The 22,644-nt window shown below is 63.9% G+C and carries 25 protein-coding genes and 1 pseudogene; 17 read left to right on the plus strand and 9 right to left on the minus strand.

Annotation, left to right across the window (positions count from 1 at the left end; all coding sequences use genetic code 11):
* The 5 genes and pseudogenes from AC1DUR_RS23625 to AC1DUR_RS23645 form a co-directional block, all read left to right on the plus strand.
* Positions 1–231, plus strand: a pseudogene (locus AC1DUR_RS23625) (IS4 family transposase); the annotation flags it as partial.
* An 86-nt stretch (positions 232–317) separates the two neighbouring features.
* Complete coding sequence (locus AC1DUR_RS23630) at positions 318–890, plus strand: TetR/AcrR family transcriptional regulator (RefSeq protein WP_477720751.1); 573 nt, start codon at positions 318–320, stop codon at positions 888–890.
* A gap of 169 nt (positions 891–1,059) precedes the next feature.
* Positions 1,060–1,518 (plus strand): (2Fe-2S)-binding protein, encoded by a 459-nt coding sequence (locus AC1DUR_RS23635; RefSeq protein ID WP_477720752.1) that lies wholly within the window; start codon positions 1,060–1,062, stop codon positions 1,516–1,518.
* Between the two features lie 11 nt (positions 1,519–1,529).
* Positions 1,530–3,827, plus strand: coding sequence for a xanthine dehydrogenase family protein molybdopterin-binding subunit (locus AC1DUR_RS23640; protein ID WP_477720753.1), 2,298 nt, complete (start codon positions 1,530–1,532; stop codon positions 3,825–3,827).
* A complete protein-coding gene (locus AC1DUR_RS23645) occupies positions 3,827–4,375 on the plus strand; it encodes a nucleotidyltransferase family protein (RefSeq protein ID WP_477720754.1) in 549 nt (182 codons plus the stop codon). Before AC1DUR_RS23640 ends, AC1DUR_RS23645 begins: the two co-directional genes overlap by 1 nt.
* A 15-nt stretch (positions 4,376–4,390) precedes the next feature.
* Here the strand turns inward: AC1DUR_RS23645 and AC1DUR_RS23650 are convergent, their stop codons facing one another.
* Positions 4,391–4,906, minus strand: coding sequence for a superoxide dismutase family protein (locus tag AC1DUR_RS23650; protein ID WP_477720755.1), 516 nt, complete (start codon positions 4,904–4,906; stop codon positions 4,391–4,393).
* A gap of 287 nt (positions 4,907–5,193) precedes the next feature.
* The gene (locus tag AC1DUR_RS23655) at positions 5,194–5,739 is read right to left on the minus strand and encodes a gamma-glutamylcyclotransferase (RefSeq protein ID WP_477720786.1); all 546 of its coding nucleotides are present in this window, start codon (positions 5,737–5,739) and stop codon (positions 5,194–5,196) included.
* Between the two features lie 112 nt (positions 5,740–5,851).
* On the opposite strand from AC1DUR_RS23655, the gene AC1DUR_RS23660 reads away from it, so the two are divergent.
* The 3 genes from AC1DUR_RS23660 to eda all read left to right on the plus strand — a co-directional run bounded on the left by AC1DUR_RS23660 (position 5,852) and on the right by eda (position 9,154).
* The gene (locus AC1DUR_RS23660; protein WP_477720756.1) at positions 5,852–6,436 is read left to right on the plus strand and encodes an OmpA family protein; all 585 of its coding nucleotides are present in this window, start codon (positions 5,852–5,854) and stop codon (positions 6,434–6,436) included.
* A 247-nt stretch (positions 6,437–6,683) separates the two neighbouring features.
* Positions 6,684–8,501, plus strand: a complete 1,818-nt coding sequence (gene edd, locus AC1DUR_RS23665) for a phosphogluconate dehydratase (RefSeq protein WP_477720757.1) — start codon at positions 6,684–6,686, stop codon at positions 8,499–8,501.
* Positions 8,492–9,154, plus strand: coding sequence for a bifunctional 4-hydroxy-2-oxoglutarate aldolase/2-dehydro-3-deoxy-phosphogluconate aldolase (eda, locus tag AC1DUR_RS23670; RefSeq protein ID WP_477720758.1), 663 nt, complete (start codon positions 8,492–8,494; stop codon positions 9,152–9,154). Before edd ends, eda begins: the two co-directional genes overlap by 10 nt.
* Positions 9,155–9,263: 109 nt before the next feature.
* On the opposite strand, the gene gloA is transcribed toward eda, so the two are convergent.
* Positions 9,264–9,674 carry a lactoylglutathione lyase gene (gloA, locus tag AC1DUR_RS23675; RefSeq protein ID WP_477720759.1) on the minus strand — a complete coding sequence of 137 codons (411 nt, stop codon included), beginning with the start codon at positions 9,672–9,674 and terminating at the stop codon, positions 9,264–9,266.
* A 212-nt stretch (positions 9,675–9,886) separates the two neighbouring features.
* On the opposite strand from gloA, the gene AC1DUR_RS23680 reads away from it, so the two are divergent.
* Positions 9,887–11,239: an NfeD family protein gene (locus AC1DUR_RS23680; RefSeq protein WP_477720760.1), complete on the plus strand. Its 1,353-nt coding sequence runs from the start codon at positions 9,887–9,889 to the stop codon at positions 11,237–11,239.
* Positions 11,236–12,021, plus strand: coding sequence for a slipin family protein (locus AC1DUR_RS23685; protein WP_477720761.1), 786 nt, complete (start codon positions 11,236–11,238; stop codon positions 12,019–12,021). The genes AC1DUR_RS23680 and AC1DUR_RS23685 overlap by 4 nt, the downstream gene beginning before the upstream one ends.
* Positions 12,022–12,139: 118 nt before the next feature.
* Here the strand turns inward: AC1DUR_RS23685 and AC1DUR_RS23690 are convergent, their stop codons facing one another.
* On the minus strand, positions 12,140–12,697 hold the full coding sequence (locus AC1DUR_RS23690) for a PaaI family thioesterase (protein WP_477720762.1): 558 nt from the start codon (positions 12,695–12,697) through the stop codon (positions 12,140–12,142).
* A 39-nt stretch (positions 12,698–12,736) separates the two neighbouring features.
* Between AC1DUR_RS23690 and AC1DUR_RS23695 the strand changes: the two genes are divergently transcribed.
* From AC1DUR_RS23695 to AC1DUR_RS23715, 5 genes are all read left to right on the plus strand, one after another.
* Entirely contained in the window at positions 12,737–13,243 is a 507-nt protein-coding gene (locus AC1DUR_RS23695; RefSeq protein ID WP_477720763.1) for a MarR family winged helix-turn-helix transcriptional regulator, read from the plus strand.
* Positions 13,236–14,483 (plus strand): MFS transporter, encoded by a 1,248-nt coding sequence (locus AC1DUR_RS23700; RefSeq protein ID WP_477720764.1) that lies wholly within the window; start codon positions 13,236–13,238, stop codon positions 14,481–14,483. Before AC1DUR_RS23695 ends, AC1DUR_RS23700 begins: the two co-directional genes overlap by 8 nt.
* A gap of 78 nt (positions 14,484–14,561) precedes the next feature.
* The gene (locus AC1DUR_RS23705; protein WP_477720765.1) at positions 14,562–15,026 is read left to right on the plus strand and encodes a MaoC family dehydratase; all 465 of its coding nucleotides are present in this window, start codon (positions 14,562–14,564) and stop codon (positions 15,024–15,026) included.
* A 46-nt stretch (positions 15,027–15,072) separates the two neighbouring features.
* Complete coding sequence (locus tag AC1DUR_RS23710) at positions 15,073–16,488, plus strand: MATE family efflux transporter (RefSeq protein ID WP_477720766.1); 1,416 nt, start codon at positions 15,073–15,075, stop codon at positions 16,486–16,488.
* Positions 16,489–16,627: 139 nt separating this feature from the next.
* A complete protein-coding gene (locus tag AC1DUR_RS23715) occupies positions 16,628–17,602 on the plus strand; it encodes a magnesium and cobalt transport protein CorA (protein WP_477720767.1) in 975 nt (324 codons plus the stop codon).
* A gap of 212 nt (positions 17,603–17,814) precedes the next feature.
* On the opposite strand, the gene AC1DUR_RS23720 is transcribed toward AC1DUR_RS23715, so the two are convergent.
* Entirely contained in the window at positions 17,815–18,489 is a 675-nt protein-coding gene (locus AC1DUR_RS23720; RefSeq protein WP_477720768.1) for a DNA-3-methyladenine glycosylase I, read from the minus strand.
* A gap of 355 nt (positions 18,490–18,844) precedes the next feature.
* Here AC1DUR_RS23720 and AC1DUR_RS23725 point away from each other — a divergent pair, with 355 nt between their 5' ends.
* Both AC1DUR_RS23725 and AC1DUR_RS23730 read left to right on the plus strand, forming a co-directional pair.
* Positions 18,845–19,285 (plus strand): CBS domain-containing protein, encoded by a 441-nt coding sequence (locus AC1DUR_RS23725; RefSeq protein ID WP_477720769.1) that lies wholly within the window; start codon positions 18,845–18,847, stop codon positions 19,283–19,285.
* 93 nt (positions 19,286–19,378) lie between these two features.
* Entirely contained in the window at positions 19,379–19,591 is a 213-nt protein-coding gene (locus AC1DUR_RS23730) for a GDCCVxC domain-containing (seleno)protein (protein ID WP_477720770.1), read from the plus strand.
* Positions 19,592–19,672: 81 nt separating this feature from the next.
* Here the strand turns inward: AC1DUR_RS23730 and AC1DUR_RS23735 are convergent, their stop codons facing one another.
* From AC1DUR_RS23735 to AC1DUR_RS23750, 4 genes are all read right to left on the minus strand, one after another.
* Entirely contained in the window at positions 19,673–19,948 is a 276-nt protein-coding gene (locus tag AC1DUR_RS23735) for a hypothetical protein (protein ID WP_477720771.1), read from the minus strand.
* Positions 19,949–20,215: 267 nt separating this feature from the next.
* The gene (locus AC1DUR_RS23740; RefSeq protein WP_477720772.1) at positions 20,216–21,040 is read right to left on the minus strand and encodes an SDR family NAD(P)-dependent oxidoreductase; all 825 of its coding nucleotides are present in this window, start codon (positions 21,038–21,040) and stop codon (positions 20,216–20,218) included.
* Positions 21,037–21,675, minus strand: a complete 639-nt coding sequence (locus AC1DUR_RS23745; protein WP_477720773.1) for a 2-dehydro-3-deoxy-6-phosphogalactonate aldolase — start codon at positions 21,673–21,675, stop codon at positions 21,037–21,039. Before AC1DUR_RS23745 ends, AC1DUR_RS23740 begins: the two co-directional genes overlap by 4 nt.
* A 17-nt stretch (positions 21,676–21,692) precedes the next feature.
* Positions 21,693–22,580: a 2-dehydro-3-deoxygalactonokinase gene (locus AC1DUR_RS23750; protein WP_477720774.1), complete on the minus strand. Its 888-nt coding sequence runs from the start codon at positions 22,578–22,580 to the stop codon at positions 21,693–21,695.
* Positions 22,581–22,644 lie beyond the last annotated feature (64 nt).

Genomic DNA, 22,644 nt, shown 5'->3' on the forward strand with positions numbered 1-22,644 from the left:
CGGTGCACGGTGCAACTGTGGACAGAGTGGGTCTCGCGAGGCCTCTCGGCCACGAAGGATTGCGGGCGGCTATTCACGTTGATCGCACAATGCAGGGTCGGCCATCGACCCGGACGCATCGAGCCGCGAATGCGAAAACGAAGGCCCAAACCCTACCCCTGGTTGAAGGTGCCCCGCGACCAGGCTCGCCGACACGTCCAGAGGCATGGTCATGCCTATGAGCCAAAGTAAGTGCCATTCTATTTAAGGGGGCTATTTAAGGGTCTGTTTGAGGGTGCTTGAAAGCGAATTAATATTCGGCTATATTTCGACCTGACATGAAACCCAAAGACGATGAAAAGCAGCGTGCCATCGCTGAAGCCACCTTCAACCTGGTGGCCCAGACCGGCCTGAGCGGCCTGACCATGGCCGACATTGCCCGTACGGCCGGCATCGCCACGAGCACGCTTTACGTCTACTACCCGTCCAAGGACGAGCTGATCAGCCAACTCTACGAAGAGGCCAAGACCGCGACCGTGCAGCGCCTGATGGCGGGTGTCGAGCCCGGTGCTTCGCTGCGCAGCCGGGTGCGGCTTATCTGGGGCAACCTGCTGCGGCACCGGCTGGAGCGCTACGCGGAGGTGGTGTTCCAGGAGCAGTACTACAACTCCCCGTGGTTCACCCAAGGCAACCGTGAACTGTCGACCCGGCTGGCCGCGGGCTTTCTGGCGCTGATGGAAGAAGGCCAGAAGCAGGAGATCCTCAAGCCCGTGCCCTTGCCTTTGCTGACAGCCAGTCTGGTGGGTTCGGTGCGGGAAACCGCCAATCTGATACGCACCCAGGTGCTGCCCGACGACGAGGCCGTGCACCAAGCGGCCTTCACCCTGTGCTGGGACGCCATCAAGGCGTGAATCGCTCGAAAACCTAATACCCCTGCTGTCCGTAGGCCAAGTTTTTTTGATAAAACCCAGATTTAAGCGAATATAAATTCGTCAAGTAATTCGTCAAGTAATTCGCCGACTCCCTTTTGACTTCTTTTTCGAATTCTCTTCTTACTTTCAACCCGCAAGGAGCTCCACGATGCCCACCCTCAATATCAATGGCAAGGACGTCCCCGTCAATGCCGACGAGTCCACCCCCATCCTCTGGGCCCTGCGTGACACGCTGGGCATGACGGGCACCAAGTTCGGCTGCGGTGCCGCACTGTGCGGCGCCTGCACCGTGCACCTCAACGGCGCGGCTATCCGCTCCTGCGTGACGCCGATATCGGCGGCCGTGGGCCAGAAAATCACCACCATCGAAGCAGTGGCTGCCGACCGCGTAGGCAAGGCCGTGCAGGAGGCCTGGGTGAAGCACGACGTAGCCCAGTGCGGCTATTGCCAGAGCGGCCAGGTCATGAGCGCCACCGCCCTGCTCAAGGCCAAGGCCAAGCCGACCAACGCAGACATCGACGCTGCCATGGCCGGCAACATCTGCCGCTGCGGCACCTATGTGCGCATTCGTGCCGCCATCAAAGACGCCGCTTTGGCCCTGGCTTGAAGGAGAACACCATGTATTCCAACTCAACAGACACCTTCGACATCGCCGGGCAATTGCCAAAAGGCCTTCAGGCCCTGATGCACAAGGCGCAAGACGCCACTGAAAGCATCGCAAGCGCGGCCTTGCAGCGCCGCAGCTTCCTCAAGGTTGCGACCACCAGCGGCTTTGCGCTGGGGGCTTTTCCGTTGCTGGCGCAGGCGCAAACCATGGCGACAGCCGGCGCGCCGGCTGCGGCGTCCAGCCTGAAACCGACCCAGCAGCCTTCGGCCTTTGTACGCATCGACCGGGACGGCACGGTGACCGTCACCATCAACCGGCTGGAGTTCGGGCAGGGCGTGCAAACCGGTTTGCCCATGATCCTGGCCGAGGAGCTCGATGCGGACTGGCGCCTGGTGAAGAGTCAGCACGGCAATGCCGACCCCGCCTATGTGGACCCGGCGTTCGGCATGCACCTCACGGGCGGATCAGGCTCGATCAAGAACTCCTACACGCAGTATCGCGAGCTCGGCGCCCGCACCCGCGCCATGCTGGTCTCGGCGGCCGCCGCGCAATGGGGCGTCGATGCAGGCAGCCTGCGCACCCAGCAGGGCGTGGTGATAGGCCCTGGCGGCAAGCGCCTGACGTATGGCGAGCTGGCCGAAGCGGCCATGAAGCTGCCGGTGCCGGAGGCGGTCACGCTCAAGGACCCCAAACAGTTCCGCATTATTGGCAAGCCCACGGGCCGGCTGGACGCGCGCGCCAAATCCAGCGGCGGCCAAAGCTACGGCATCGACGTGCGCCTGCCCGGCATGTTGACGGCGGTGGTGGCTCATCCGCCGGTGTTTGCCGGCAAGGTCAAATCGCTCGACGATGCGGCGGCCCGGGCCATCCCCGGCGTGAAGGCAGTGCTGCGTGTGCCGCTGGACCGTGGCGGCGAAGGCGTGGCGGTGGTGGCGGAAGGCTACTGGGCCGCCAAGCGGGGCCGAGATGCGCTCAAGGTCGACTGGGACACCAGCGGCGTCGAAAAAGTGGACAGCGCGCAGCAACTCACCAGCTACCGCGCGCTGGCGCAGAAAACCGGCACGCTCAAATACGACGCCGACGTCAGCAAGCTGGCCGCGGCACCGAAAAAAATCAGCGCCGAGTTTGTGTTTCCCTACCTGGCCCATGCACCCATGGAGCCGCTGAACTGCACGGTGCAGCTCAGCGGGCAGGGCGCAGACGCCAAGGCCGAGCTCTGGCTGGGCACGCAGATGCCGGGCCTGGATACGCTGGCTGCGTCCAAGGTGCTGGGTGTGACCCCGCAAAACGTGAAGATGAACGTGCAGATGGCCGGCGGCGGCTTCGGCCGCCGGGCGATTGCGAGCAGCGACTACGTGGTCGAAGCCTGCAATGTCGCGAAGGCCGCGCGCGGTGCCGGGCTGACGGCTGCGGTGCGCACCCTGTGGAGCCGCGAGGACGATATCAAGGGCGGTTACTACCGCCCCATGCACCTGCACCGCGCCGAGATTGGTTTCGACGCGCAGGGCGACATCCTGGCCTGGGACCACGTGATCGTCGGCCAGTCCATCCTGGGGGGCACGCCCTTCGAGAGCTTCATGGTCAAGGACGGCGTGGACGGCACCATGGTCGAGGGCATGAAGGAGCCCTACGAGATTCCGATGCGGCTGTCGGTGCACCACCCCAAGCTGAACGTGCCGGTGCTGTGGTGGCGCAGTGTCGGTTCCACCCACACCGCTTATGTGATGGAAACATTGATTGACGAGATCGCCCGCAGCACGGGCCAGGATCCGGTGGCCTACCGCCTCAAGCAGTTCGGCACCAAGCACCCGCGCCATACCGCTGCATTGCAGCTGGCGGTGAGCAAGTCCGGCTACGGCAAACGCACGCTGACCGCCGGACGCGCTTGGGGCGTAGCGGTCCACGAGTCCTTCAACACCGTGGTGGCCTATGTGGTCGAAGCCTCAGTCAAGGACAAGACGCCGGTGTTGCACAGCATCACGGCCGGGGTGCACTGCAACCTTGCCATCAACCCGACCAGCATCGAAGCGCAGATTCAGGGCGGGGCGCTGATGGGTCTGTCGATGTGCCTGCCGGGCGCTGCCATCACGTTGAAGGATGGTGTGGTGGAGCAAAGCAATTTCGGCGACTTCCCGGTGCCGCGTATCACCGACATGCCCACGGTGGCGGTGTTTATCGTGCCCAGCGCCGATGCGCCCACGGGCCTGGGCGAGCCCGGCTTGCCGCCGCTGGCCCCGGCATTTGCCAACGCAATCGCCAGGCTTACGGGCAAGCCCGCGCCGCGCGAGCTGCCTTTCAAGCTGGCGTGATGGAGCGCGGCGGCCCCACGGTGCTGGTGCTGGCTTCGGGCCGGGGAGAGCGCTTCATCGCGTCCGGCGGCAGCACGCACAAGCTGCAGGCGCTGCTGGCGGGCAAGCCGGTGCTGCAGCACACGCTGGATGCCGTGGCTGCCAGCGGGCTGCCCTGGCATCTTGAAAATGCGGGCCATCCCGGCATGGGCGACTCGATTGCAGCGGCCGTGCGGGCCACGTCCAGGGCTTCGGGCTGGCTGATTCTGCCGGCCGATTTGCCGCTGGTGCAGGGCGCCACGCTGAGGGCTGTTGCTGAAATGCTGGCGCAGCGCGCGGTGGTGATTCCGGTGTTCAACGGGGTGCGCGGCCACCCGGTTGGTTTCTCGGCCACGTGCCGAGCCGGCCTTTTGGCTTTAAAGGGAGACCAGGGTGCGGCTTCGGTCGTACGCGCGCAGGAGGCTGTCAATTCTGTAGCGTTTATCGACGTAGTTGATCCCGGCACGGTCACCGACATCGACACGCTGGAAGACTTGCGCCGCGCCGAAATGCTGCTCGGCCAGCGCTGAAGCGGCCCGAAAAGTTCAGACCCGCGTGATCACAGCGCACGCCAGCCGTGGGCCGGCGTTGCCGGTGGGCTGGGTTTTGTAGTCGTCCGGATCACGGTGAACAATCAGCCCGCGGCCCGTCACGTCGCTGGGGCCGCTGCCCACCGCGATGGAGGTCGATTCAAAGCTGAATTTCGCCACGCCACTGGCATCCGCTTTCAGGCTGGGCAAATCGCCTGCATGGTGGGCCATGTCTGAATGACTGCCGTGGGGCTTGCCATCGGGGTTGAAATGGCCGCCCGTGCTCATGCCGTCGCCGCTGGAACAGTCACCTTTTTCATGCACGTGAAAGCCGTGCTCGGCGTTGGGCTTGAGGCCGCGCACTTCACCTGTCACGACTACCTTGTCCCCGCTCCTGGTAAAGCTGACGGTGCCGGTGGCGGTGTTGCCCGTGGTACTTTGGAGCTGGGCCACGGCGCGCGGGCCGCTGGTCATCGAGGCGCAGGCTGTCAGAACAAGGGCGCTGGCAAGCAGTGTCAAACGGGATTTCATGGTGTTTTTTTCCTGGTGTTTGGTGAGGTGACGGTCAAGCTGGCGGGGAAGGTGTGGGTCCTACTTTAAGCGGCAATGCCACTGCTGGCAACATTGCCCCCACGCTTGCCACTTCGTGTGCTGCGCTGCCCCCCGAGGGGGCCGCTGCGCCTGCGGTCTGGCAAAGCCAGTCCCGCGGCCCCTGCTGGGGTGAAGAGCCCCCACGCTCGCTCACTGCGTGTAGCTCGCTGCCCCCGAGGGGGCTAATTTCCCTTAACTCATTTCATTTGTGGCGGCGTGCGCGGGCTTCAACTGGCGAGTTGCAACAGTTTTCCGAGTGCGTGGTCGTGAATGCCCAGGGTGCGCAGCTTGTCGTACGTCAATTGGGCGTAGTCGCGGGTCGTGCCGTAGCGGCCGCAGGAGTCTGAAAAAATCTGCCGATAGGTGTCTTCAGTGAGCACGCCGGTGTGGCTGGGGCTGCGCTTTGACAGCGTGAACGCCAGGGCCCGCACATCGCCCAGTGCCGTCTGGCAGCGCAGCCATTTGGGGTCGTACACGCCGTTGGGCATTTCCCTCTCCCACAAGGCGGGCAGGGCTGCAGTCACGCTCGCCTGCGGAATGCGAAACGCCACGCCCTTGCAGCTGCCACCATGCAGCAGCCCAAATACGAGGCCCGGGCACTCGGGTGTGCCGCGGTTCAGGTTGCTCCACATTTTCAGCGCGCGGTGGTAGCCATGGATGGTGGCAAAACGCTCTTCCGCAAATTCGAATTCGGGCCGCCAGATCAGCGATGCATAGGCAAAGATCCAGAGGTCGGTGTGGCCACCCCATTCGCGTATCACGGTTTCCAGCATGTGGGCCGGATTGCGTGAGGGGGAAGGGTGCGGAAAGCTGATTGATTTTGCGGAGTCTGCCACGACCCACACTTTACAATGGTCCGAGTTTTTGTGTGACGGGAGTGAGTGGATGTTTTCTCAGGACGATGACGGCCAGTTGGGCCTGGTGTTGACGGTCGTCTTTGGCCTGGTGGCGCTGGTGATTGCCTTGCTGATGGCCGTGGTGATCGGCCTTCGCGTTGACCCGCGCGGTGTTCCTGCCCCTGCGCCTTCCGCCATCGCCGTCCCCATGGTCGTGCCCGACGCTGTGCCCGACGCCGTACCACCGGATGTCGGCAGCGCGGCGCCGGCAGAGATCAGCCGCAGCGCCGCGCAGGCGGCCGCTGATGCAGCCAGCGTCAAGGTTGAATACGGAGTCGTGAAGTTTTACTTCGCGTCCGGCAAGGCAGACCTTGCCGCAGGCGCTGGCGACGCCATGGCTGATCTGGTCAAAGCCGCAAAGTCCGGCCGCAGGCTGGTCATTGCCGGGTTTCATGATGCCACCGGCGACACGACAAAAAATGTCAGCCTGGCCCGGCAGCGCGCCCTCGCGGTGCGGGACGCCCTGAAGGCTGCGGGTGTTGCCGAGCGGCAGATCGAGCTGAAAAAGCCCGAGCAAATGGCCGGCAGCGGAAGCGATGCCGACGCCCGGCGTGTCGAAATCAGCATTCAATAGGTGACTGGGCGTCTTGCAAGCGTTCTGCGAGAGCCCTTGCAAGAGCCCTGCGATCGCTCGGCAGACATCGGGCTCGCCGGTAAAAAACAGCCGGACAAGCGCTGTGCCTGGGGCCTTTGAGTTGGCCTGTCAGTCATCTTCGGGGTCCCGTTTTGGTAACCACACGGTAACCACAAGGGTGTCAAAAGCGTCGGTAACCCGTTACCATAGAGTCCGTAATAAAGTTACATGACCTAAGGTGCAACGCATGGTTCTTCATTCCACAATTTCCCGCATCACGGCCCGCATTGTCGAGCGCAGCCGCCCCACGCGCAGTGCTTACCTGCAGCAGTTGCAGGTGGCGGCCGGTCGTGATCCGGGCGTCGACCGCATGGGTTGCGCCAATGTGGCGCATGCGGTGGCGGGCATTCCGCTGGACGACCGCTTCAAGGTGGTCACCCATAAGGCGCCCAACATCGGGATCGTCACCGCCTACAACGACATGCTGTCGGCGCATGCGCCCCTGCAGGGCTACCCCGCCCTGATCAAGGACGAGGCGCGCAAGCTGGGCGCAACGGCGCAGGTGGCCGGCGGCGTACCCGCGATGTGCGACGGTGTCACGCAGGGCACGCCCGGCATGGAGCTCAGCCTGTTCAGCCGCGATGTGATTGCCATGGCCACCGCCGTGGCGCTGTCGCACGACATGTTTGACGCGGCGCTGATGCTCGGCGTGTGCGACAAGATCGTGCCGGGCCTGCTGATCGGCGCCTTGCATTTCGGTCATTTACCGACCGTGTTTGTGCCGGCAGGCCCCATGACCACGGGGCTGCCCAACAAGGAAAAAGCCCGCGTGCGCGAACTGGCCGCGCAGGGACTGGTGGGTCGCGAAGGCCTGCTTGAAGCCGAACTCAAGTCGTATCACAGCCCCGGCACCTGCACGTTTTACGGCACGGCCAACAGCAATCAGCTGCTGCTCGAAGCCATGGGCCTGCATGTGCCCGGCACCGCATTTGTCAACCCGGGCAACGATCTGCGCGAGCAGCTCACCCGGGAGGCGGCCCGCACGGTGCTGGGCATCACCAAGTCCAAACGCTTTGCGCCCATCGGCCAGATCGTCGATGAACGGGCCATCGTCAACGCCATGGTGGCCCTGCTCGCCACGGGCGGCTCCACCAACCACCTGATTCACTGGGTCGCGGTGGCCCACTCGGCCGGAATCGTGATTGACTGGAATGATTTTTCCGACTTGTCCGATGTGGTGCCGACGCTGGCGCATGTCTACCCCAACGGCAGCGCCGACGTGAACCAGTTCCAGGCGGCAGGCGGCCCCGGGCTGATCATTCGCGAACTGCTGGACGCCGGCCTGATGCATGAGGACGTGTTGACGGTGCGCGAGGGCGGTATCCGCGAATACACGCGTGAACCGGCGTTGGCCGGGGCTTCGCTGGGCTGGCATGAAATCGGCGCTTCGAAAGATGAGTCGATTGTGCGTTCTGCCGGCAAGCCGTTCAGTCCCAGCGGCGGACTCAAGTTGCTGCAGGGCAACCTGGGCCGCAGCGTGATCAAGGTCTCCGCCGTCCCCGATGACCGGCACGTGATTGAAGCACCCGCCCGCGTGTTCGATTCGCAGGAAGCCTTGCACGCCGCTTTCAATGCCCGGGAACTGGATCGCGACGTGGTGTGCGTGGTGCGCTGGCAAGGCCCGCAGGCCAATGGCATGCCGGAACTGCACAAGCTCACGCCGCCGCTGGCGGTGTTGCAAGGCAAGGGGTTCCGGGTGGCGCTGGTCACCGATGGCCGCATGAGCGGTGCCTCGGGCAAGGTGCCGGCGGCCATCCACGTGTCGCCCGAGGCCGCCGCGGGCGGACCGCTGGCCAAGGTGCGTGATGGCGACATGATCCGGCTCGATTCGGTCACCGGCGAGTTGCAGGTTCTCGTGCCTGAAGCAGAATGGGCGGCACGCCAGGTCGACACCATGCCGCCTGCCTTGCGCAGGGACAACGGCATCGGCCTGGGCCGCGAATTATTTACCGGCATGCGCCGCCATGCCCTGACGGCGGAAGAAGGAGCTTTATCGTGGATGTAAATCTGGATCTCAGCGGAAAGCTGACGGCCTTGCAGGTCATGCGGGACGCGCCCGTGATTCCCGTGATTGTGCTGACCGATGTCAACCAGGCCGTGCTGCTGGCGCGGGCGCTGGTGGCGGGCGGCATCCGCATGCTGGAAGTGACCTTGCGCACGCCACAGGCGCTGGCCTGCATTGAGGCCATTGCGCGCGACGTGCCCGAAGCTGTGGCCGGCGCCGGCACGGTGCGCAGCGCCGCCGACGCGCAGGCCTGCGCCATGGCCGGCGCCCGCTTTGCCGTGAGCCCGGGCTACACCCATGCCGTGGGCCAGGCCTGCCGCGATGCCGGCTTGCCCCTGCTGCCCGGCGTGGCGACCGGCAGCGAGATCATGATGGCGCAGGAAGACGGGCTGACCGAGCTCAAGTTTTTCCCGGCCTTGCAGGCAGGCGGCCCAGCCATGCTCAAGGCCTGGGGCGGCCCGTTTGGCGATGTGAAGTTTTGCCCGACCGGCGGCGTCTCGACCGCCAACGCCGCGGAGTTTCTGGCGTTGCCCAATGTGGTCTGTGTCGGCGGCTCCTGGCTCACGCCAGCGGACGCGCTGGCGCGTGGCGACTGGGCACAGATCACGGCATTGGCGCAGCAGGCCTGCCAGTTGCAGCGGCAGGCCGCCTGAGCCGGGGAACGCTCAAGCCTGGGCGTTCATGCGCGAAATCGGCCTTTAGCTGTGAAGGCCCAATAAAAATGGACGCAAGGAGCTATAAAAGGTACAGCTCTTGCGAGCCTCAGCGCAAACCGGCACCGCCGCCATCTTCGGCGCGCTGGATCAACTCAATCTTGTAGCCGTCCGGGTCGGTCACAAAGGCAATCACCGTCTTGCCGCCCTTGACGGGGCCGGCCTCGCGCGTGACATTGCCGCCCGCCGCCTTGATCTTCTCGCAGGCCGCGTAAGCGTCCGGCACGCCCAGTGCAATATGGCCATAGGCCGTGCCCAGCTCGTAGCTGTCGGTGCCCCAGTTGTAGGTCAGTTCAATTTCGGCTTGCGCCGGGTTGCCCTCATAGCCGACGAAGGCCAGGCTGTACTTGTATTCCGGGTTTTCGGAGGTGCGCAGCAGCTTCATGCCGAGCACCTGGGTGTAGAAGTCGATGGAGCGCTGGAGATTGCCAACGCGCAGCATGGTGTGGAGTAGTCGCATGCGCGGATTATCCCGCTTGCGGGAGAAGTTTGCAGGGGGTGTCCTGCACCCTGGAGTGGTTGGCCGCGGTCGTCCGGCAGACCTTCGGAAAGCCGCTCTTCGCCGCTTTCCCCGCTTTTGCCCCCCTTCTTTTGTCTGTCTCGATGGCGCGATTTGTGGCACAGTTAGCTATACAGGTTCGTTGAATGGGCTGCTGGCCCGGAGGCGGATTGATGCGGACCATCGCGCTGTTGTTGATCCTCTGGTCGTCACTGGCTGTTGCACAGCCGGCTGCCCCTGTTGTTGTCCTGACGCAGAGCGGGGCCATCGGACCCGCCAACGCCGACTACGTGCAGCGCGGCCTGGCGAAAGCGGTCGAGCTCAAGGCGCAGCTCGTCGTGCTCAAAATGGATACGCCGGGCGGCCTTGACCTCTCGATGCGCGCGATCATCAAGGACATTCTCGCTTCGCCGGTTCCAGTCGCCAGCTACGTGACACCGAACGGCGCACGCGCCGCAAGTGCCGGCACTTATATCCTGTACGCGAGCCATATCGCCGCCATGGCGCCCGCGACCAACCTGGGCGCGGCGACGCCGGTGAGCATCGGGCCACAGTCCGAACCGCGCGAGCCTGGTGCGACCAAGGACAAGGCCGAGAAGGAGCGCGACCGCGCCTCCGACGCCCCATCCACCATGACGCGCAAGCAGACGAGCGATGCCGCAGCGTACATACGCGGGCTCGCGCAACTGCGCGGCCGCAATGCCGACTGGGCCGACAAGGCGGTGCGCGAGGCGGTCAGCCTGTCCGCGGAGGAGGCGCTCAAGTTGAATGTCATCGATGTGATCGCAGCCGACCTTCCACAGTTGCTCAAGCAACTCGACGGCCGGAAGATCCCGATGCTGGGCCAGGAAAGACGGCTCGCCACCGGAACCGCCACGATCATCGAATACCAGCCGGATTGGCGCACCCGGCTGCTGGTCGTCATCACGGATCCGGGCATTGCCTATCTGCTGCTCATGCTGGGCCTCTATGGCTTGCTGTTCGAGTTCTATAACCCGGGTCTCGTGCTACCGGGCGTCATTGGCGGCATCTGCCTGCTGGTGGCGCTGTTCGCCTTGCAGTTGCTGCCGGTCAGCTATACCGGCCTCGCACTGATCGTGCTGGGTGTCGGCCTCCTCATCGCGGAGCATTCTGCGCCGGGCTTCGGCGTTTTGGGAATGGGGGGCGTCGTGGCCTTCGTGATGGGCTCGATCATGCTGATAGACACCGATGTGCCCGGCTACCGCATCCCCTGGCAACTCATTGCGGGCGTGACCGCGGTGAGCATCGGCTTCCTCCTCGTCGTGTTGAACTTCGCCATGCGTGCGCGTCAGCGGCCGGTGGTGAGCGGCCGCGAGCAGATGCTCGGCGCGAGCGGAGAGGTTCTTGCCAGCACCGAAGGCGGCGTGTTCGCGCGGGTCCATGGCGAAGTGTGGAAGGTACACGCGAACGCGCCACTCGGAATCGGCCAGACAGTCAAAGTGGTTGGCATCAACGGGCTGGTGCTGACCGTCGAGCCCACCCGCCCTGAAGGAGAAACAAAATGAACATCGGATTTGGCTGGCTGGGCGGTGCCCTTGCTGTACTCCTGGTCATCGCTTTTTTGTTTCAGGCGGTGCGCATCTTCCGCGAGTACGAGCGCGGCGTTGTCTTTACCCTCGGGCGTTTCTGGCAGGTCAAGGGGCCGGGCCTGGTCATCATCATCCCGATCATCCAGCAGGTGGTGCGGGTGGACCTGCGCACCGTGGTGCTGGAAGTTCCGACCCAGGACGTCATCTCGCGCGACAACGTGTCGGTCAAGGTCAGCGCGGTCGTTTACCTGCGCGTCATCGACCCGCAAAAGGCCATCATCCAGGTCGTGGATTACCTCAATGCCACCAGCCAGCTTGCCCAGACCATGTTGCGGTCGGTGCTGGGAAAGCACCAGCTCGACGACATGCTGGCTGAGCGGGAGAAGCTGAACATGGACGTCCAGCTGGCGCTCGATGCGCAGACCGACTCCTGGGGCATCAAGGTCAGCAATGTCGAGATCAAGCAGGTCGACCTGACAGAGTCCATGATCCGGGCGATCGCGCGACAGGCGGAAGCGGAGCGCGAGCGCCGCGCCAAGGTGATACACGCCGAGGGTGAACTGCAGGCTTCCGAGAAGCTGTTCCAGGCGGCCAAAATCCTTGCGCAGGAGCCGCAGGCAATCCAGTTGCGCTATCTGGAAACGCTGACGGTCATTGGTGCTGACAAGAATACGACCATCGTTTTCCCGCTACCCCTGGATCTGCTGGCGCCCTTCCTGGAAAGGCTGAAACCTGACCCGGGCAAGTTGAGCGCCTGAGGAACTTTGAGGAACTGCTGAGTTTCTTTTGCCCGGTGGGTCGCGGCTCCCGACGGCTCCAGACCCATTCAGCGCTCACCTGATCAGCCGCGCCGCACCTCGTCTCGCCAAGCTGCGCTTATGCCCGCGCCGGCACCTCAAATACCAGGCAGGTTGTCGTGGCATGCGCATACAGCTTGCCATCCGGCCCGACGATGCGGCCCTCGGCCGTGGCCAGTTGCCGGCCGCAGTGGATGACAGTGCCGATGGCGCGCAGCGGCCCGGATTGGTGCGACGCTGCCCGCACAATGTTGATGCTCAACTCCGCCGTCGTGTAGGCCCGGCCCGCGGGCAGCATGGAGTGCACGGCGCAGCCCACGGCTGAATCGAGCAGCGTGGCGTACCAGCCGCCATGCACAGTACCCAGCGGGTTGTAGTGTTTGAGTTGCGGTGTTCCCTGGAAGATGGCTTTGCCGGGCTCTACCTCAATCAGCGCAAAGTCCAGCGTTTCGGCAATGTGGGGGTAGGGAAACTCACCGGCCAGCATGGCCTGCATCACCTCCATGCCGGTTTTGCCCGCCACCTGTTCGGGGCCGGCAAGGCCTGGCTTGCCACCGCCCGCCAGCATGCGGGCGCGCACTGCTGCGCTTTGTTCCAGCCATTGTGTCAACGTGTCCTGCGGGGTCTTTGTGTTCATTTAATTTGTATATGCAATGATTGTAGGTACAATTAAATTATGAGCGATAAATCATCCCTGTCAATGGAGTCAGTGGAAGCCGAGCTGAAGGCCCAGGGTTGCACCAACCTGAGGCTGCGCCAGTTGATGCGGCGCGTGGCTCACCACTATGACCTTGAAATGGCCAAGGCGGGGCTCAAGACCACACAGTATTCGCTGCTGAGCCATGTTTTGAAGCTGGGCCCCCTGCGTCCCGGTGAACTGGCGCAGAGCATGAAGTTCAGTGCCTCCACCCTCACACGCAACCTCAAGCCGCTGATTGACGCGGGCTGGGTTGAGCTGGCTGCGGGCACCGATGCGCGCAGCCGCATTGTGGCCATCACGCCGGCAGGTCGCACCAAACGTGAAGAGGCCCGCCTGCGCTGGAAGGTCGCGCAGGAAGGCCTGAACCGGCGGCTGGGCGCCGAACGTGTGCTGGCCTTGCACAGGCTGATCAATGAATCGCTTGAACTCCTGTCCCCCGCTGAACATGAAGCTAAACCTGAACCAGGAACCGATGATGAATAAGCCCCAAACCGCTGGCCCGCGCAAGGGCGCACTCTGGCTGGTGTTGCTGGCAGCCGGCGGCGTCTTTGCCCTCACTATGGGCGTGCGTCAGACCATGGGGCTGTTCCTGTCGGCGCTCAACACGTCGACCGCATTGGGCATTGGCAGCATCAGCCTGGCCTTTGCCTTCGGCCAGCTCTGGTGGGGCCTGACACAGCCCTTTGCCGGCGCCGTGGCCGACCGCATCGGCACCGGCCGCGTGATTTTCATCGGCGTGCTGCTGGTCGCCGTGGGCACCTTCATCACACCGCTCATGACCAGCACGGCCGGCCTGATTTTTGCCATCGGCGTACTGGCCGCGGGCGGCGCCGGCATGGCCGGTCCGTCGGTCCTGATGGCCGCGAGCACGCGCCTGGTGCCACCTGAAAAACGGGGTCTGGCCACCGGCATCGTCAATGCCGGCGGCTCCTTCGGCCAGTTCGCCATGGCGCCCATCGCCATTGGCCTGACGGCCGCTGTGGGCTGGGCCAGCGCGATGCAATGGCTTGGCGTGCTGGTGCTGCTGGCGCTGCCGGCGGTGTGGACGCTCAAGGGCAACTCGAAAGCCCTGGCGGCGCAGGCCGCAGCGGCATCGGGCACCAAGGCACTCAGCGCCCGCCAGGCGATCGGCCAGGCGCTGGCCACGCCCAGCTACCTCTATCTCAGCCTGGGTTTTCTGGTGTGCGGTTTTCACGTCGCCTTCCTGGCCACGCACCTGCCGGGCGTGGTGGCGGCCTGCGGCCTGCCGCCCGAGGTGGGCGGCTGGGCGCTCGCGATGATCGGCCTGTTCAATATCGTCGGCAGCCTGGCGATGGGTTGGGCTGTCGGCCGCTGGCGCATGAAGTCGCTGCTGGCCCTGCTGTACACCACGCGTGGTCTGGCCGTGCTGGCCTTCCTGCTGGCGCCCAAAACGCCGGCCGTCATGCTGGTCTTTGCGGCCGTCATGGGGGTGACTTTTCTCTCGACGGTTCCGCCAACGGCAGGGTTGGTCGCCAAGATGTTTGGCACCTCCAACATGGCCATGCTGTTTGGCGTGGTGATGCTGGCGCACCAGGTCGGCGGGTTTCTCGGCGCCTATCTCGGCGGTTATGTGTTTCAGGTGACCGGCAGCTACGACTGGGTCTGGTACATCGACATTGTGCTGGCCGCTGGCGCTGCGCTGGTGAACCTGCCGATCCGCGAAGCCGGTCTGCCGCGCCGCGCCGTGCCTGCGGCAGCCTGACCACCGCGCTCTCAACCCATCAGGCCATGACGTTTTGACGCCATGACGCAATCAGGAATAGGAATAGGAATAGACCCCATGACAAACGCCTCTTCTTCAGCCGTGCTCTACCTTGAAGACCTCCAGGTGGGCGACAAATACACCAGTGCCGAGCACGCCATGGACGAGGCGCAGATCAAGGCTTTTGCCACGCAGTTCGATCCGCAGTCCTTTCATCTCGATGAGGAGGCGGCGAAGGCCACGCTGTTTGGCGGGCTGGCCGCCAGCGGCTGGCATACCGCTGCCGTGACCATGCGTTTGCTGGTGACCGGCGGCTTGCCGATTGCCGGCGGCATCGTGGGTGCCGGCGTCGAACTTAGCTGGCCCCGGCCCACACGCGCCACGGACGTCCTGCGGGTCGAGAGCGAGATCACCGGCATTGTGCCGTCGCGTTCCAGGCCCGACCGCGGCATGGCCACGGTGCGCTGTGAGACACGCAACCAGCGTGGCGAGGTGCTGCAAATCTCTGTCAACAAGGTGGTCGTGCCCCGCCGGTCGAGCTGATTCGTGGTTTTTTCGTGGTTTGCTAATGGTTTGAAGCGGGAACGGCATGACAGGCAACACGGCAGGCATTGACCAGCGTACGCGCCTCCTGCTGGAAGCGCCGATTGGCCCCACGCTGCTGCGCCTTGCCGCGCCCAATGTGCTGGTGATGGTCGCGCAGGCTGCGGTGGGCCTGATCGAAACCTGGTTTGTTGGAAAACTGGGCACCGATGCGCTGGCCGGCATGGCTCTGGTGTTTCCCCTCGTGATGCTGATGCAGATGACCTCGGCCGGTGCGATGGGCGGGGGCATCGCCTCGTCGGTGGCGCGGGCGCTGGGCGCCAACAGGCGCGATGATGCCAATGCGCTGGTATTGCACGCCGTGGTGATCGCGCTGGGTTTTGGCCTGGCCTTCAGCCTGTGCCTGTTGCTGGGCGGCCGCTGGCTGTATGTGCAGATGGGCGGCAGCGGCGCTTCGCTGCAGGCGGCGCTGACCTATTCAAACTGGGTGTTCACCGGCGCGGTGCTGGTATGGCTGTTCAACTCGCTGGCGGCGGTCATACGCGGTACCGGCAACATGGCCGTGCCCGCCAACGTCACGGTCGCGGGCGTTCTGGCGCTGGTGCCGCTGTCGCCCTTGCTGATTTTTGGCTGGGGTCCGGTTCCGGCGCTGGGCATTGCGGGGGGCGCGATTGCGCTGTTGCTGTATTACCTCGCCGGCAGCATCGCGCTGCTTGTGTACCTGGGGTCGAGCCGCAGCCTGCTCAAACCTTTTTTCCAAAACGTCCAGTTGCGCTGGCCCCTTTTCCGGGACATTTTGCGCATTGGCCTGATTGGTTCCGTTTCCACCGCCGCGACCAATCTGTCGATTGCGGTCGCGACATCTCTGGCAGGCGGCTTTGGGTCTGCAGCCATTGCCGGCTACGGAACGGCGTCACGCCTGGAGTATTTGCTGGTACCCCTGGTTTTTGGCCTGGGTGCGCCGCTGGTCGCGATGGTGGGCACCTGCATGGGGGCGGGCCAGCATGAACGCGCATTGCGGGCGGCCTGGACAGGCGCGGCCATTGCCTTTGCGCTGACCGAATCGATTGGTCTGGCTGCGGCTGCATTTCCGCGGGCCTGGCTTTCGCTGTTCGGCAACGACCCGGCCATGCTCGAGGCCGGAACGCTTTACCTGCGCGCGGTCGGGCCGCTCTATGGATTTTTCGGCCTCGGCCTCGTGCTATATTTCGCCTCGCAGGGGGCGGCCCGCCTGCTCTGGCCCGTGATGGGAAACCTGGCGCGTCTGGTGGTCGCCGCCCTTGGCGGCTGGCTGGCCATCCGCTGGGGCAGCGGCCTGGTTCAGGTGTTTGTTGCACAGGGCGCAGCGCTGGTGGTTTATGGCGTGGTGATTGCCGCTGCCATTGCCGGCGGGGCCTGGTTCGGCCGGCTCGGCTGGCCGTGCAGCACGGCAACGCTGCTGCGCCGTCTCCAGTCCGGGTGAGCCTGCGGGCGTGAGAGGGTAGGGGTGGTCAGGCCATAGGGCTGTCCCTGTCACGCCAGCCCGCTTCGGTGTGCCAGAATCGTCTCAATCTGCTTATTTCGGCTGCTTAATTCGGCTGCTTATTCCGGCGACGCCTCCTATGCTCATCAATTGCGTGGTCTACCAGAACGGCACCAAACTGGCTGACATTCCCGTCAGCGAGATCAGCGAATATCTTTCGCACCCCGATGCCTTTGTATGGGTGGCGCTGCAGGACGCCACGCCGGAAGAACTCGAGGAAATGCAGCATGAATTCGGACTGCATGAGCTGGCGGTTGAAGATTCGCGGCATGGCCATCAGCGGCCCAAAATCGAGGAGTATGGCGCTTCGCTGTTTTCCGTGCTGCAACTGGTCGAGCCGGTGCCGGACCATCCCGGCGAACTCAACATCGGCGAGGTCGATGTGTTCACCGGGAGCAACTATGTGCTCTCGGTGCGCAACCGCAGCCAGAAGGGCTTCCTGGGTGTACGCGCTCGCTGCGAGGGGGAGCCCGAACTGCTGCGGCATGGCTCCGGCTTTGTGCTGTATGCACTGATGGATGCAGTGGTGGACCGCTACTTTCCCATCATCGACCAACTCGAGACCGAGCTGGAAATCATCGAACGGGACATCTTTTTAAAAGACTCGGCCCGCTCCAACATCGAGCGGCTGTATGAGCTCAAGGGCCGGGTGATGGTGCTCAAGCATGCGGTGGCGCCGCTGCTGGAAGGCGCAAGCAAGCTGCATGGTGGCCGGGTGCCGCATATCTGCGCCGGCGTGCAGGAGTATTTTCGCGATGTGGGTGACCACCTGACGCGCATCAATGCATTGATTGACAACATGCGGGACACCATTGGCACGGCTATCCAGGTCAACCTGGCGATGGTCACGATTGAAGAGAGTGAAGTCACCAAACGCCTGGCGGCCTGGGCCAGTATTTTTGCGGTGTGCACCGCGTTTGCGGGCATCTGGGGCATGAACTTTGAAAACATGCCCGAACTCAAGTGGCGCTACGGCTATCTGATGGCGCTGGGCATGATTGCCATTGCCTGCGCGCTGCTCTATCGGCGCTTCAAGCGCGCACGCTGGCTATAGCAGGGAGGAAGGGAAGGGGCCGGGCGGGCGGATGCCACGCGGGGCCTCACGGTAGTGCAGTGTTGCATGCTATCTGGAACATAAAACCGCGTCTTTTGCGTCATGGCGGCGTTGCAAATCCGCGCGATACCTCGGGTATCGCTGTGGTTTGCGCCTTGCCCTGACCCAAAATCCATCGCTTTTATTTGTCCCATCAAGCATGCAACACTGCACTAGCACGGTGGCTTGAAGGCTGCCCGGGCGGCCAGGGCCTTTTGCCGGCTGGCGCAGCCCTCCAGATGATCATTGACCAGACCCATGGCCTGCATGAAGGCATACAGCGTGGTCGGCCCCACAAAGGTCCAGCCGCGTTTCTTGAGGTCCTTTGACAGCGCGGTGGCGGCGGCTGAAACCGGCATGGCCCTGACGGCTTCCTGCGTGATGCGCTCGGGCCGGCTGGCCGCCTCGGGCTCCAGCCGCCAGACAAAGGCGCCCAGCGATCCGAATTCGCGGCGCAGTTCGATCACACGCCGGGCGTTGTTGATGGTCGAGGCAATCTTGCCGGCGTGCCGCACGATGCCGGCATCGCCCAGCAGGCGCTTGGCGTCACTCTCGCCAAATTCGGCCACCTGTTCCGCCTCGAAATTGGCAAAAGCGCTGCGAAAGGCCTCGCGCTTGTTCAGGATGGTCAGCCAGCTCAGGCCCGCCTGAAAACCCTCAAGGCAGATTTTTTCGAACAGCCGGCGCTCGTCCGCCACCGGGAAACCCCACTCGCTGTCGTGGTAGTGGCGATACAGCGGCGTGGACTGGCACCAGGCGCAGCGGACGGTGTGAATGTCATCCGTGAAAAGGCCGGCGGCCGCCCCGGGCGACGTCGTTTTATCAGCTGCGGTGGTGTCAGAGGTCATACGAAATTTTAGGCCCCCTGATGGCGCGGTTTTTTTAAAGGATTTCCGGCTCCGCATGCGGGCACGCCGACAGGGCTTGGCAACGCCACCAGGGACGCGAAGGCATGCGTTCATGTCTGGATCTGTGGGGTTGCAGTGCGGGGGCCGTTGAGCCCGTTTGACGAGGGGCATGACGACACCTAGAATGAAATTGAGAGGCGATCATCACTGGTTGCCAGACGTGACCGCCGTGGTGGATGCGATGCGGGTGATCAGCGCGAGCGCTTTATTCGGATCGGGAAGCCAGCTTACCCGCACCCGTCGCCGTGATGGTGCGTGATGGTGTTCAACGGCTGCAGACCGCGAAGGAAAAGCCATGAAAGACGTTGCACAAATCCTCAAGTCGAAGGCAGATCACAAGGTCTACACCGTCTCCCCGTCGGCGCCGGTACGGGATGCCGTCAAGCTGATGACGGAGAAGAACCTCGGTGCGCTCCTGGTGCTGGACGGCGAAGAGTTCGTGGGCGTCATCAGCGAACGCGATTGCACCCGGAAAATGCTCCTGGTGGACCGCTTGTCCAGGGAAACGCCGGTGCGCGACATCATGAGTTCACCGGTGCAGTACGTGGGCCCTGGCCATACCAACGAGGAATGCATGGCGCTGATGACAGACAAGCGCCTTCGCCACCTGCCCGTCATAGACAACGGCAAGCTCATCGGCCTGGTTTCCATCGGTGATCTGGTCAAGGACATCATCTCTGAGCAGAGTTTCATCATCCAGCAGCTCGAACACTACATTGCGGGCGTGAAAGGGTGACGGGTCATCCGGCGACGGGCGAGTAGTGCTTCGGGCCCCAGGACCTGCCTTTTCAGGACCGGGCAATCGGGATAGTGCGATGGGGCCGTCCGCATGAACAGGCCAATCCTTGAGTCGATCCTGACGTGTCCGCTGTGCGGCCATGCAAAACGGGAGACCATGCCAACCGATGCCTGCCAGTTTTTCCATGAATGCGAAAACTGCAAGGCGATGCTGAGGCCCAAGGCTGGCGACTGCTGCGTTTATTGCTCCTACGGCTCCGTCAAGTGCCCGCCACAGCAGGAGCAGTTCGGGTGCTGTGACTGAGGCCGCAACCCTCCCTGGTCAAGGTTCCGGGATGATGGACGTCTGTACATCTGTACGTCTATATATCTGGATCGTGGCTCGTCAGGGGCCGGCTCGCCCGGCGTTGCATGCAGCAGGGCGGCTCATTTGAGCCTGCAACGAAGCGGCACAGTCCCGCAGCGCAAAAGAAGGCGATGCCATGGCCAATCGCAGGAGGCCGGCGGCATAGGCCGGGTCGCTATGAAAGCGGGCCGCGTCAATCCACCAGCCGAGCCCAGCCATGAGCCACTTGAAATCGACCTCTGCCAGCAGCAATATTTGCTCGTCGGCGCGGTGTGCTTTATCGACCCGTTTGACTTGTTCTGCGTGAACTTGCATGGTGATGGATTCCTCGCATTTTGCGGATACCTCCATAACGGCGGAATCGGATCATGCGTGTACAGGACAAGCGCCATAACTCAAAAAAAATCAGGCAGAGTTGGCGTCTTTCCAGTCATTCCAGTCTTCCCAGATACGGACGGGTGCCGGTTCTCGCGCACTGCTGGAATCGGTCCGTTCAAAATGGAGCGTGCGCCTGTCGTCCGATGCCCTGCTTCCGGCCGGGCGGCACAGGAACGCAAACCTGCCGCGAGCGGTGCTTGTTCCTCAGACCGGAACTGTGTAATTCAGCGTCATCCGCCCGCCGTCAACCATCACGATTTCACCGGTGATGTAGCTGGCGGCATCGCTGGCCAGGTAGGCGACCGTGTCGGCAATTTCCGACGGTTCACCCAGGCGCTTCATCGGCGTGCGGCTCATGATGCGGGCTTTGGCCTCTTCGCTGGTCAGCACGGCTTTGGCGGCCAGGTCGGTGGCGATGGTGCCGGGGGCCACGGCATTGACGCGTATGCCTTTGTCCACCAGCGCCAGCGCCATCACACGCGTGAGCTGGTTGATGCCGCCCTTGCTGACGTTGTAACTGGCAATCGTGGGAATCGTGAGCACGCTGTTGACCGAGCTCATGTTGACGATGCTGCCCCGCGAGGCGGACCCGCCGACGCCTGGTCTTGCTTCGGTTTTGGCCATTTCGCGCGCCACGGCCTGGCCCACGAGAAATGAGCCTTTGAGGTTGATGCGCAGGACCGCGTCGAAGTCGGCTTCCGTGACTTCCAGAAAATCGGCGGCCCGGAAAATGCCGGCATTGTTTACCAGCACATCAATTCGGCCGTGCGCGGCGATGGTTTGCGCCACCAGTGCGTCGACCTGGGTCTTGTCGCCCACATCGCAGTGCACATACAGGCCGCCCACTTCACGGGCCAGCGCAGCGCCTCTGGCGTCGTCGATATCAGCAATGACCACCTCGGCCTGTTCGCGCGCAAAGCGCCGGATGCAGGCCTCGCCAATGCCCTGCGCGCCACCGGTGACGATACAGACGCGGCCGGCCAGCCCGAATGAAATGAGGGAGGATGGCCTGGGTGTTGGAGCGTTCATGCCCGGATGGTACCAGCGCAGGCTGCCATGAATTTCAGGGCATTTTCTGCCACGTCGGCGGCAGGCGTGCCGGGTTTGTATAGTGCGGACCCGATGCCAAAACCGTTGGCGCCCGCAGCGAGGTAAGGGCCCATGTTGTCGGGCGTGATGCCGCCCACCGGCAGCACCACGGTGCTGGCCGGCAACACCGCGCGCAGTGCCTTCACCACGGCGGGCGTGATCATTTCGGCGGGGAAAATCTTCAGGCCGCTGGCACCAGCCTCCAGCGCGCCAAACGCTTCGCTGGCCGTCATCACGCCAGGCAGGCAGACCATGCCCAGACGCGCGGCCTCACGCACGACCGCGGGGTTGAAGTTGGGCGAGACAATCAGCTGGCCGCCGGCCGCCTGCACATTGCGTACATCGTCAGGCGTGAGCACGGTCCCGGCGCCGACCAGCGCCTGGGGGTATGCGCTCGCCATGGCCGCAATGCTGTCCAGCGGCTGCGGCGAATTCAGGGGGATTTCAATCAGTGTCCAGCCGTTGGACACCAGGGCCTGGCCGACCGGCAGGGCCTCTGCAGGCTGCAGTCCGCGCAAGATGGCGACCAGCGGAACAGTCTGCAGGGCATTGGAAAATTTTTGATGGGCGTTCATGGTGATTGGTGTGGCTTTCAAGGGTGGGGCAGGGTGTCGGCAATGGCGCGCAGGCCACGCCAGGTGGCGCCGTCGCCGACGCGCTGGACCGTGACACCCAGCTGCGCAAGCGCCTGCTCATAACGGGCGGTCAGCGCTGGCGCGCCCATGACCACCACGGTATCGCCGCGTTGCAGGGTTTGGGACTTCAGTTCTTCGCCAATGACCAGCCCCGACAGGTAGCTGGGCAATGCGTCGGTGGCCATGCGCTTGAAGAGTGACAGGGTCCGCGTGCTGAACGCCGTGTGCAGCAGGCCCTCGCCGCGTAGCGCATGGGCAACGCCCTGCGCAAAAGCGCCCGCGTCTGGCGCAGTGTCCTTCTCTGGCAGCGTGCGCGCCAGGAGGGAATGCTGGCGCAGCAGGGCATAGAACTCGCCGGTCATCCAGGTCGAAAAACCGGTGACGCGGCGGTTGGCAACGGTGACCCATTTGCTGTGCGTGCCGGGCAATACCAGCCGGGCGTTGTCCAGCCCCAGCAGCTGCAGGGCGCCGAACACCTGCGTTTCTTCTCCGCGCATCACGTCAGGTACACCGCCGGCTTCAATGCACAAGCCGGGCACGATGGCGATGCGGCCCGGCTCCACCCACGCAAGCTGACCGGCAATGCTGTCGAAGCCCGCAGGGCAGGGACAGTAGGGCGCCTCCAGCCAGCCTTGCTGGCTGCCAGCCATGCCGGAGATCAGGCACAGCGTTTTCGGGTTCATCCATGCGCCAAAGCAGCTGTCAAACACCGCAGGAAACTCACCTGGCGCGACGGTCAGGATGCCGCGCGCAAAGGCGCGCTCTTCCAGCACCTGGCCGTCGGGCGCCAGCAGGGCACCGCGCAGCGAGGACGTGCCCCAGTCAACCGCCAGCAGGGAGCTCATGGCAAGGTCCTCGTGTGCGGGGGGAGCGACAGCGATGCGGCGCCGATCAGGCCGCACCGGTTTT

The organism is Polaromonas sp. P4_F4 (genome assembly GCF_056401355.1).

Coding starts and splice junctions, on each gene's coding strand:
- AC1DUR_RS23630 (WP_477720751.1), top strand. CDS start 318: ATGAAACCCAAAGACGATGAAAAGCAGCGTGCCATCGCTGAAGCCACC.
- AC1DUR_RS23635 (WP_477720752.1), top strand. CDS start 1,060: ATGCCCACCCTCAATATCAATGGCAAGGACGTCCCCGTCAATGCCGAC.
- AC1DUR_RS23640 (WP_477720753.1), top strand. CDS start 1,530: ATGTATTCCAACTCAACAGACACCTTCGACATCGCCGGGCAATTGCCA.
- AC1DUR_RS23645 (WP_477720754.1), top strand. CDS start 3,827: ATGGAGCGCGGCGGCCCCACGGTGCTGGTGCTGGCTTCGGGCCGGGGA.
- AC1DUR_RS23650 (WP_477720755.1), bottom strand. CDS start 4,906: ATGAAATCCCGTTTGACACTGCTTGCCAGCGCCCTTGTTCTGACAGCC.
- AC1DUR_RS23655 (WP_477720786.1), bottom strand. CDS start 5,739: ATGCTGGAAACCGTGATACGCGAATGGGGTGGCCACACCGACCTCTGG.
- AC1DUR_RS23660 (WP_477720756.1), top strand. CDS start 5,852: ATGTTTTCTCAGGACGATGACGGCCAGTTGGGCCTGGTGTTGACGGTC.
- edd (WP_477720757.1), top strand. CDS start 6,684: ATGGTTCTTCATTCCACAATTTCCCGCATCACGGCCCGCATTGTCGAG.
- gloA (WP_477720759.1), bottom strand. CDS start 9,674: ATGCGACTACTCCACACCATGCTGCGCGTTGGCAATCTCCAGCGCTCC.
- AC1DUR_RS23680 (WP_477720760.1), top strand. CDS start 9,887: ATGCGGACCATCGCGCTGTTGTTGATCCTCTGGTCGTCACTGGCTGTT.
- AC1DUR_RS23685 (WP_477720761.1), top strand. CDS start 11,236: ATGAACATCGGATTTGGCTGGCTGGGCGGTGCCCTTGCTGTACTCCTG.
- AC1DUR_RS23690 (WP_477720762.1), bottom strand. CDS start 12,697: ATGAACACAAAGACCCCGCAGGACACGTTGACACAATGGCTGGAACAA.
- AC1DUR_RS23695 (WP_477720763.1), top strand. CDS start 12,737: ATGAGCGATAAATCATCCCTGTCAATGGAGTCAGTGGAAGCCGAGCTG.
- AC1DUR_RS23700 (WP_477720764.1), top strand. CDS start 13,236: ATGAATAAGCCCCAAACCGCTGGCCCGCGCAAGGGCGCACTCTGGCTG.
- AC1DUR_RS23705 (WP_477720765.1), top strand. CDS start 14,562: ATGACAAACGCCTCTTCTTCAGCCGTGCTCTACCTTGAAGACCTCCAG.
- AC1DUR_RS23710 (WP_477720766.1), top strand. CDS start 15,073: ATGACAGGCAACACGGCAGGCATTGACCAGCGTACGCGCCTCCTGCTG.
- AC1DUR_RS23715 (WP_477720767.1), top strand. CDS start 16,628: ATGCTCATCAATTGCGTGGTCTACCAGAACGGCACCAAACTGGCTGAC.
- AC1DUR_RS23720 (WP_477720768.1), bottom strand. CDS start 18,489: ATGACCTCTGACACCACCGCAGCTGATAAAACGACGTCGCCCGGGGCG.
- AC1DUR_RS23725 (WP_477720769.1), top strand. CDS start 18,845: ATGAAAGACGTTGCACAAATCCTCAAGTCGAAGGCAGATCACAAGGTC.
- AC1DUR_RS23730 (WP_477720770.1), top strand. CDS start 19,379: ATGAACAGGCCAATCCTTGAGTCGATCCTGACGTGTCCGCTGTGCGGC.
- AC1DUR_RS23735 (WP_477720771.1), bottom strand. CDS start 19,948: ATGCAAGTTCACGCAGAACAAGTCAAACGGGTCGATAAAGCACACCGC.
- AC1DUR_RS23740 (WP_477720772.1), bottom strand. CDS start 21,040: ATGAACGCTCCAACACCCAGGCCATCCTCCCTCATTTCATTCGGGCTG.
- AC1DUR_RS23745 (WP_477720773.1), bottom strand. CDS start 21,675: ATGAACGCCCATCAAAAATTTTCCAATGCCCTGCAGACTGTTCCGCTG.
- AC1DUR_RS23750 (WP_477720774.1), bottom strand. CDS start 22,580: ATGAGCTCCCTGCTGGCGGTTGACTGGGGCACGTCCTCGCTGCGCGGT.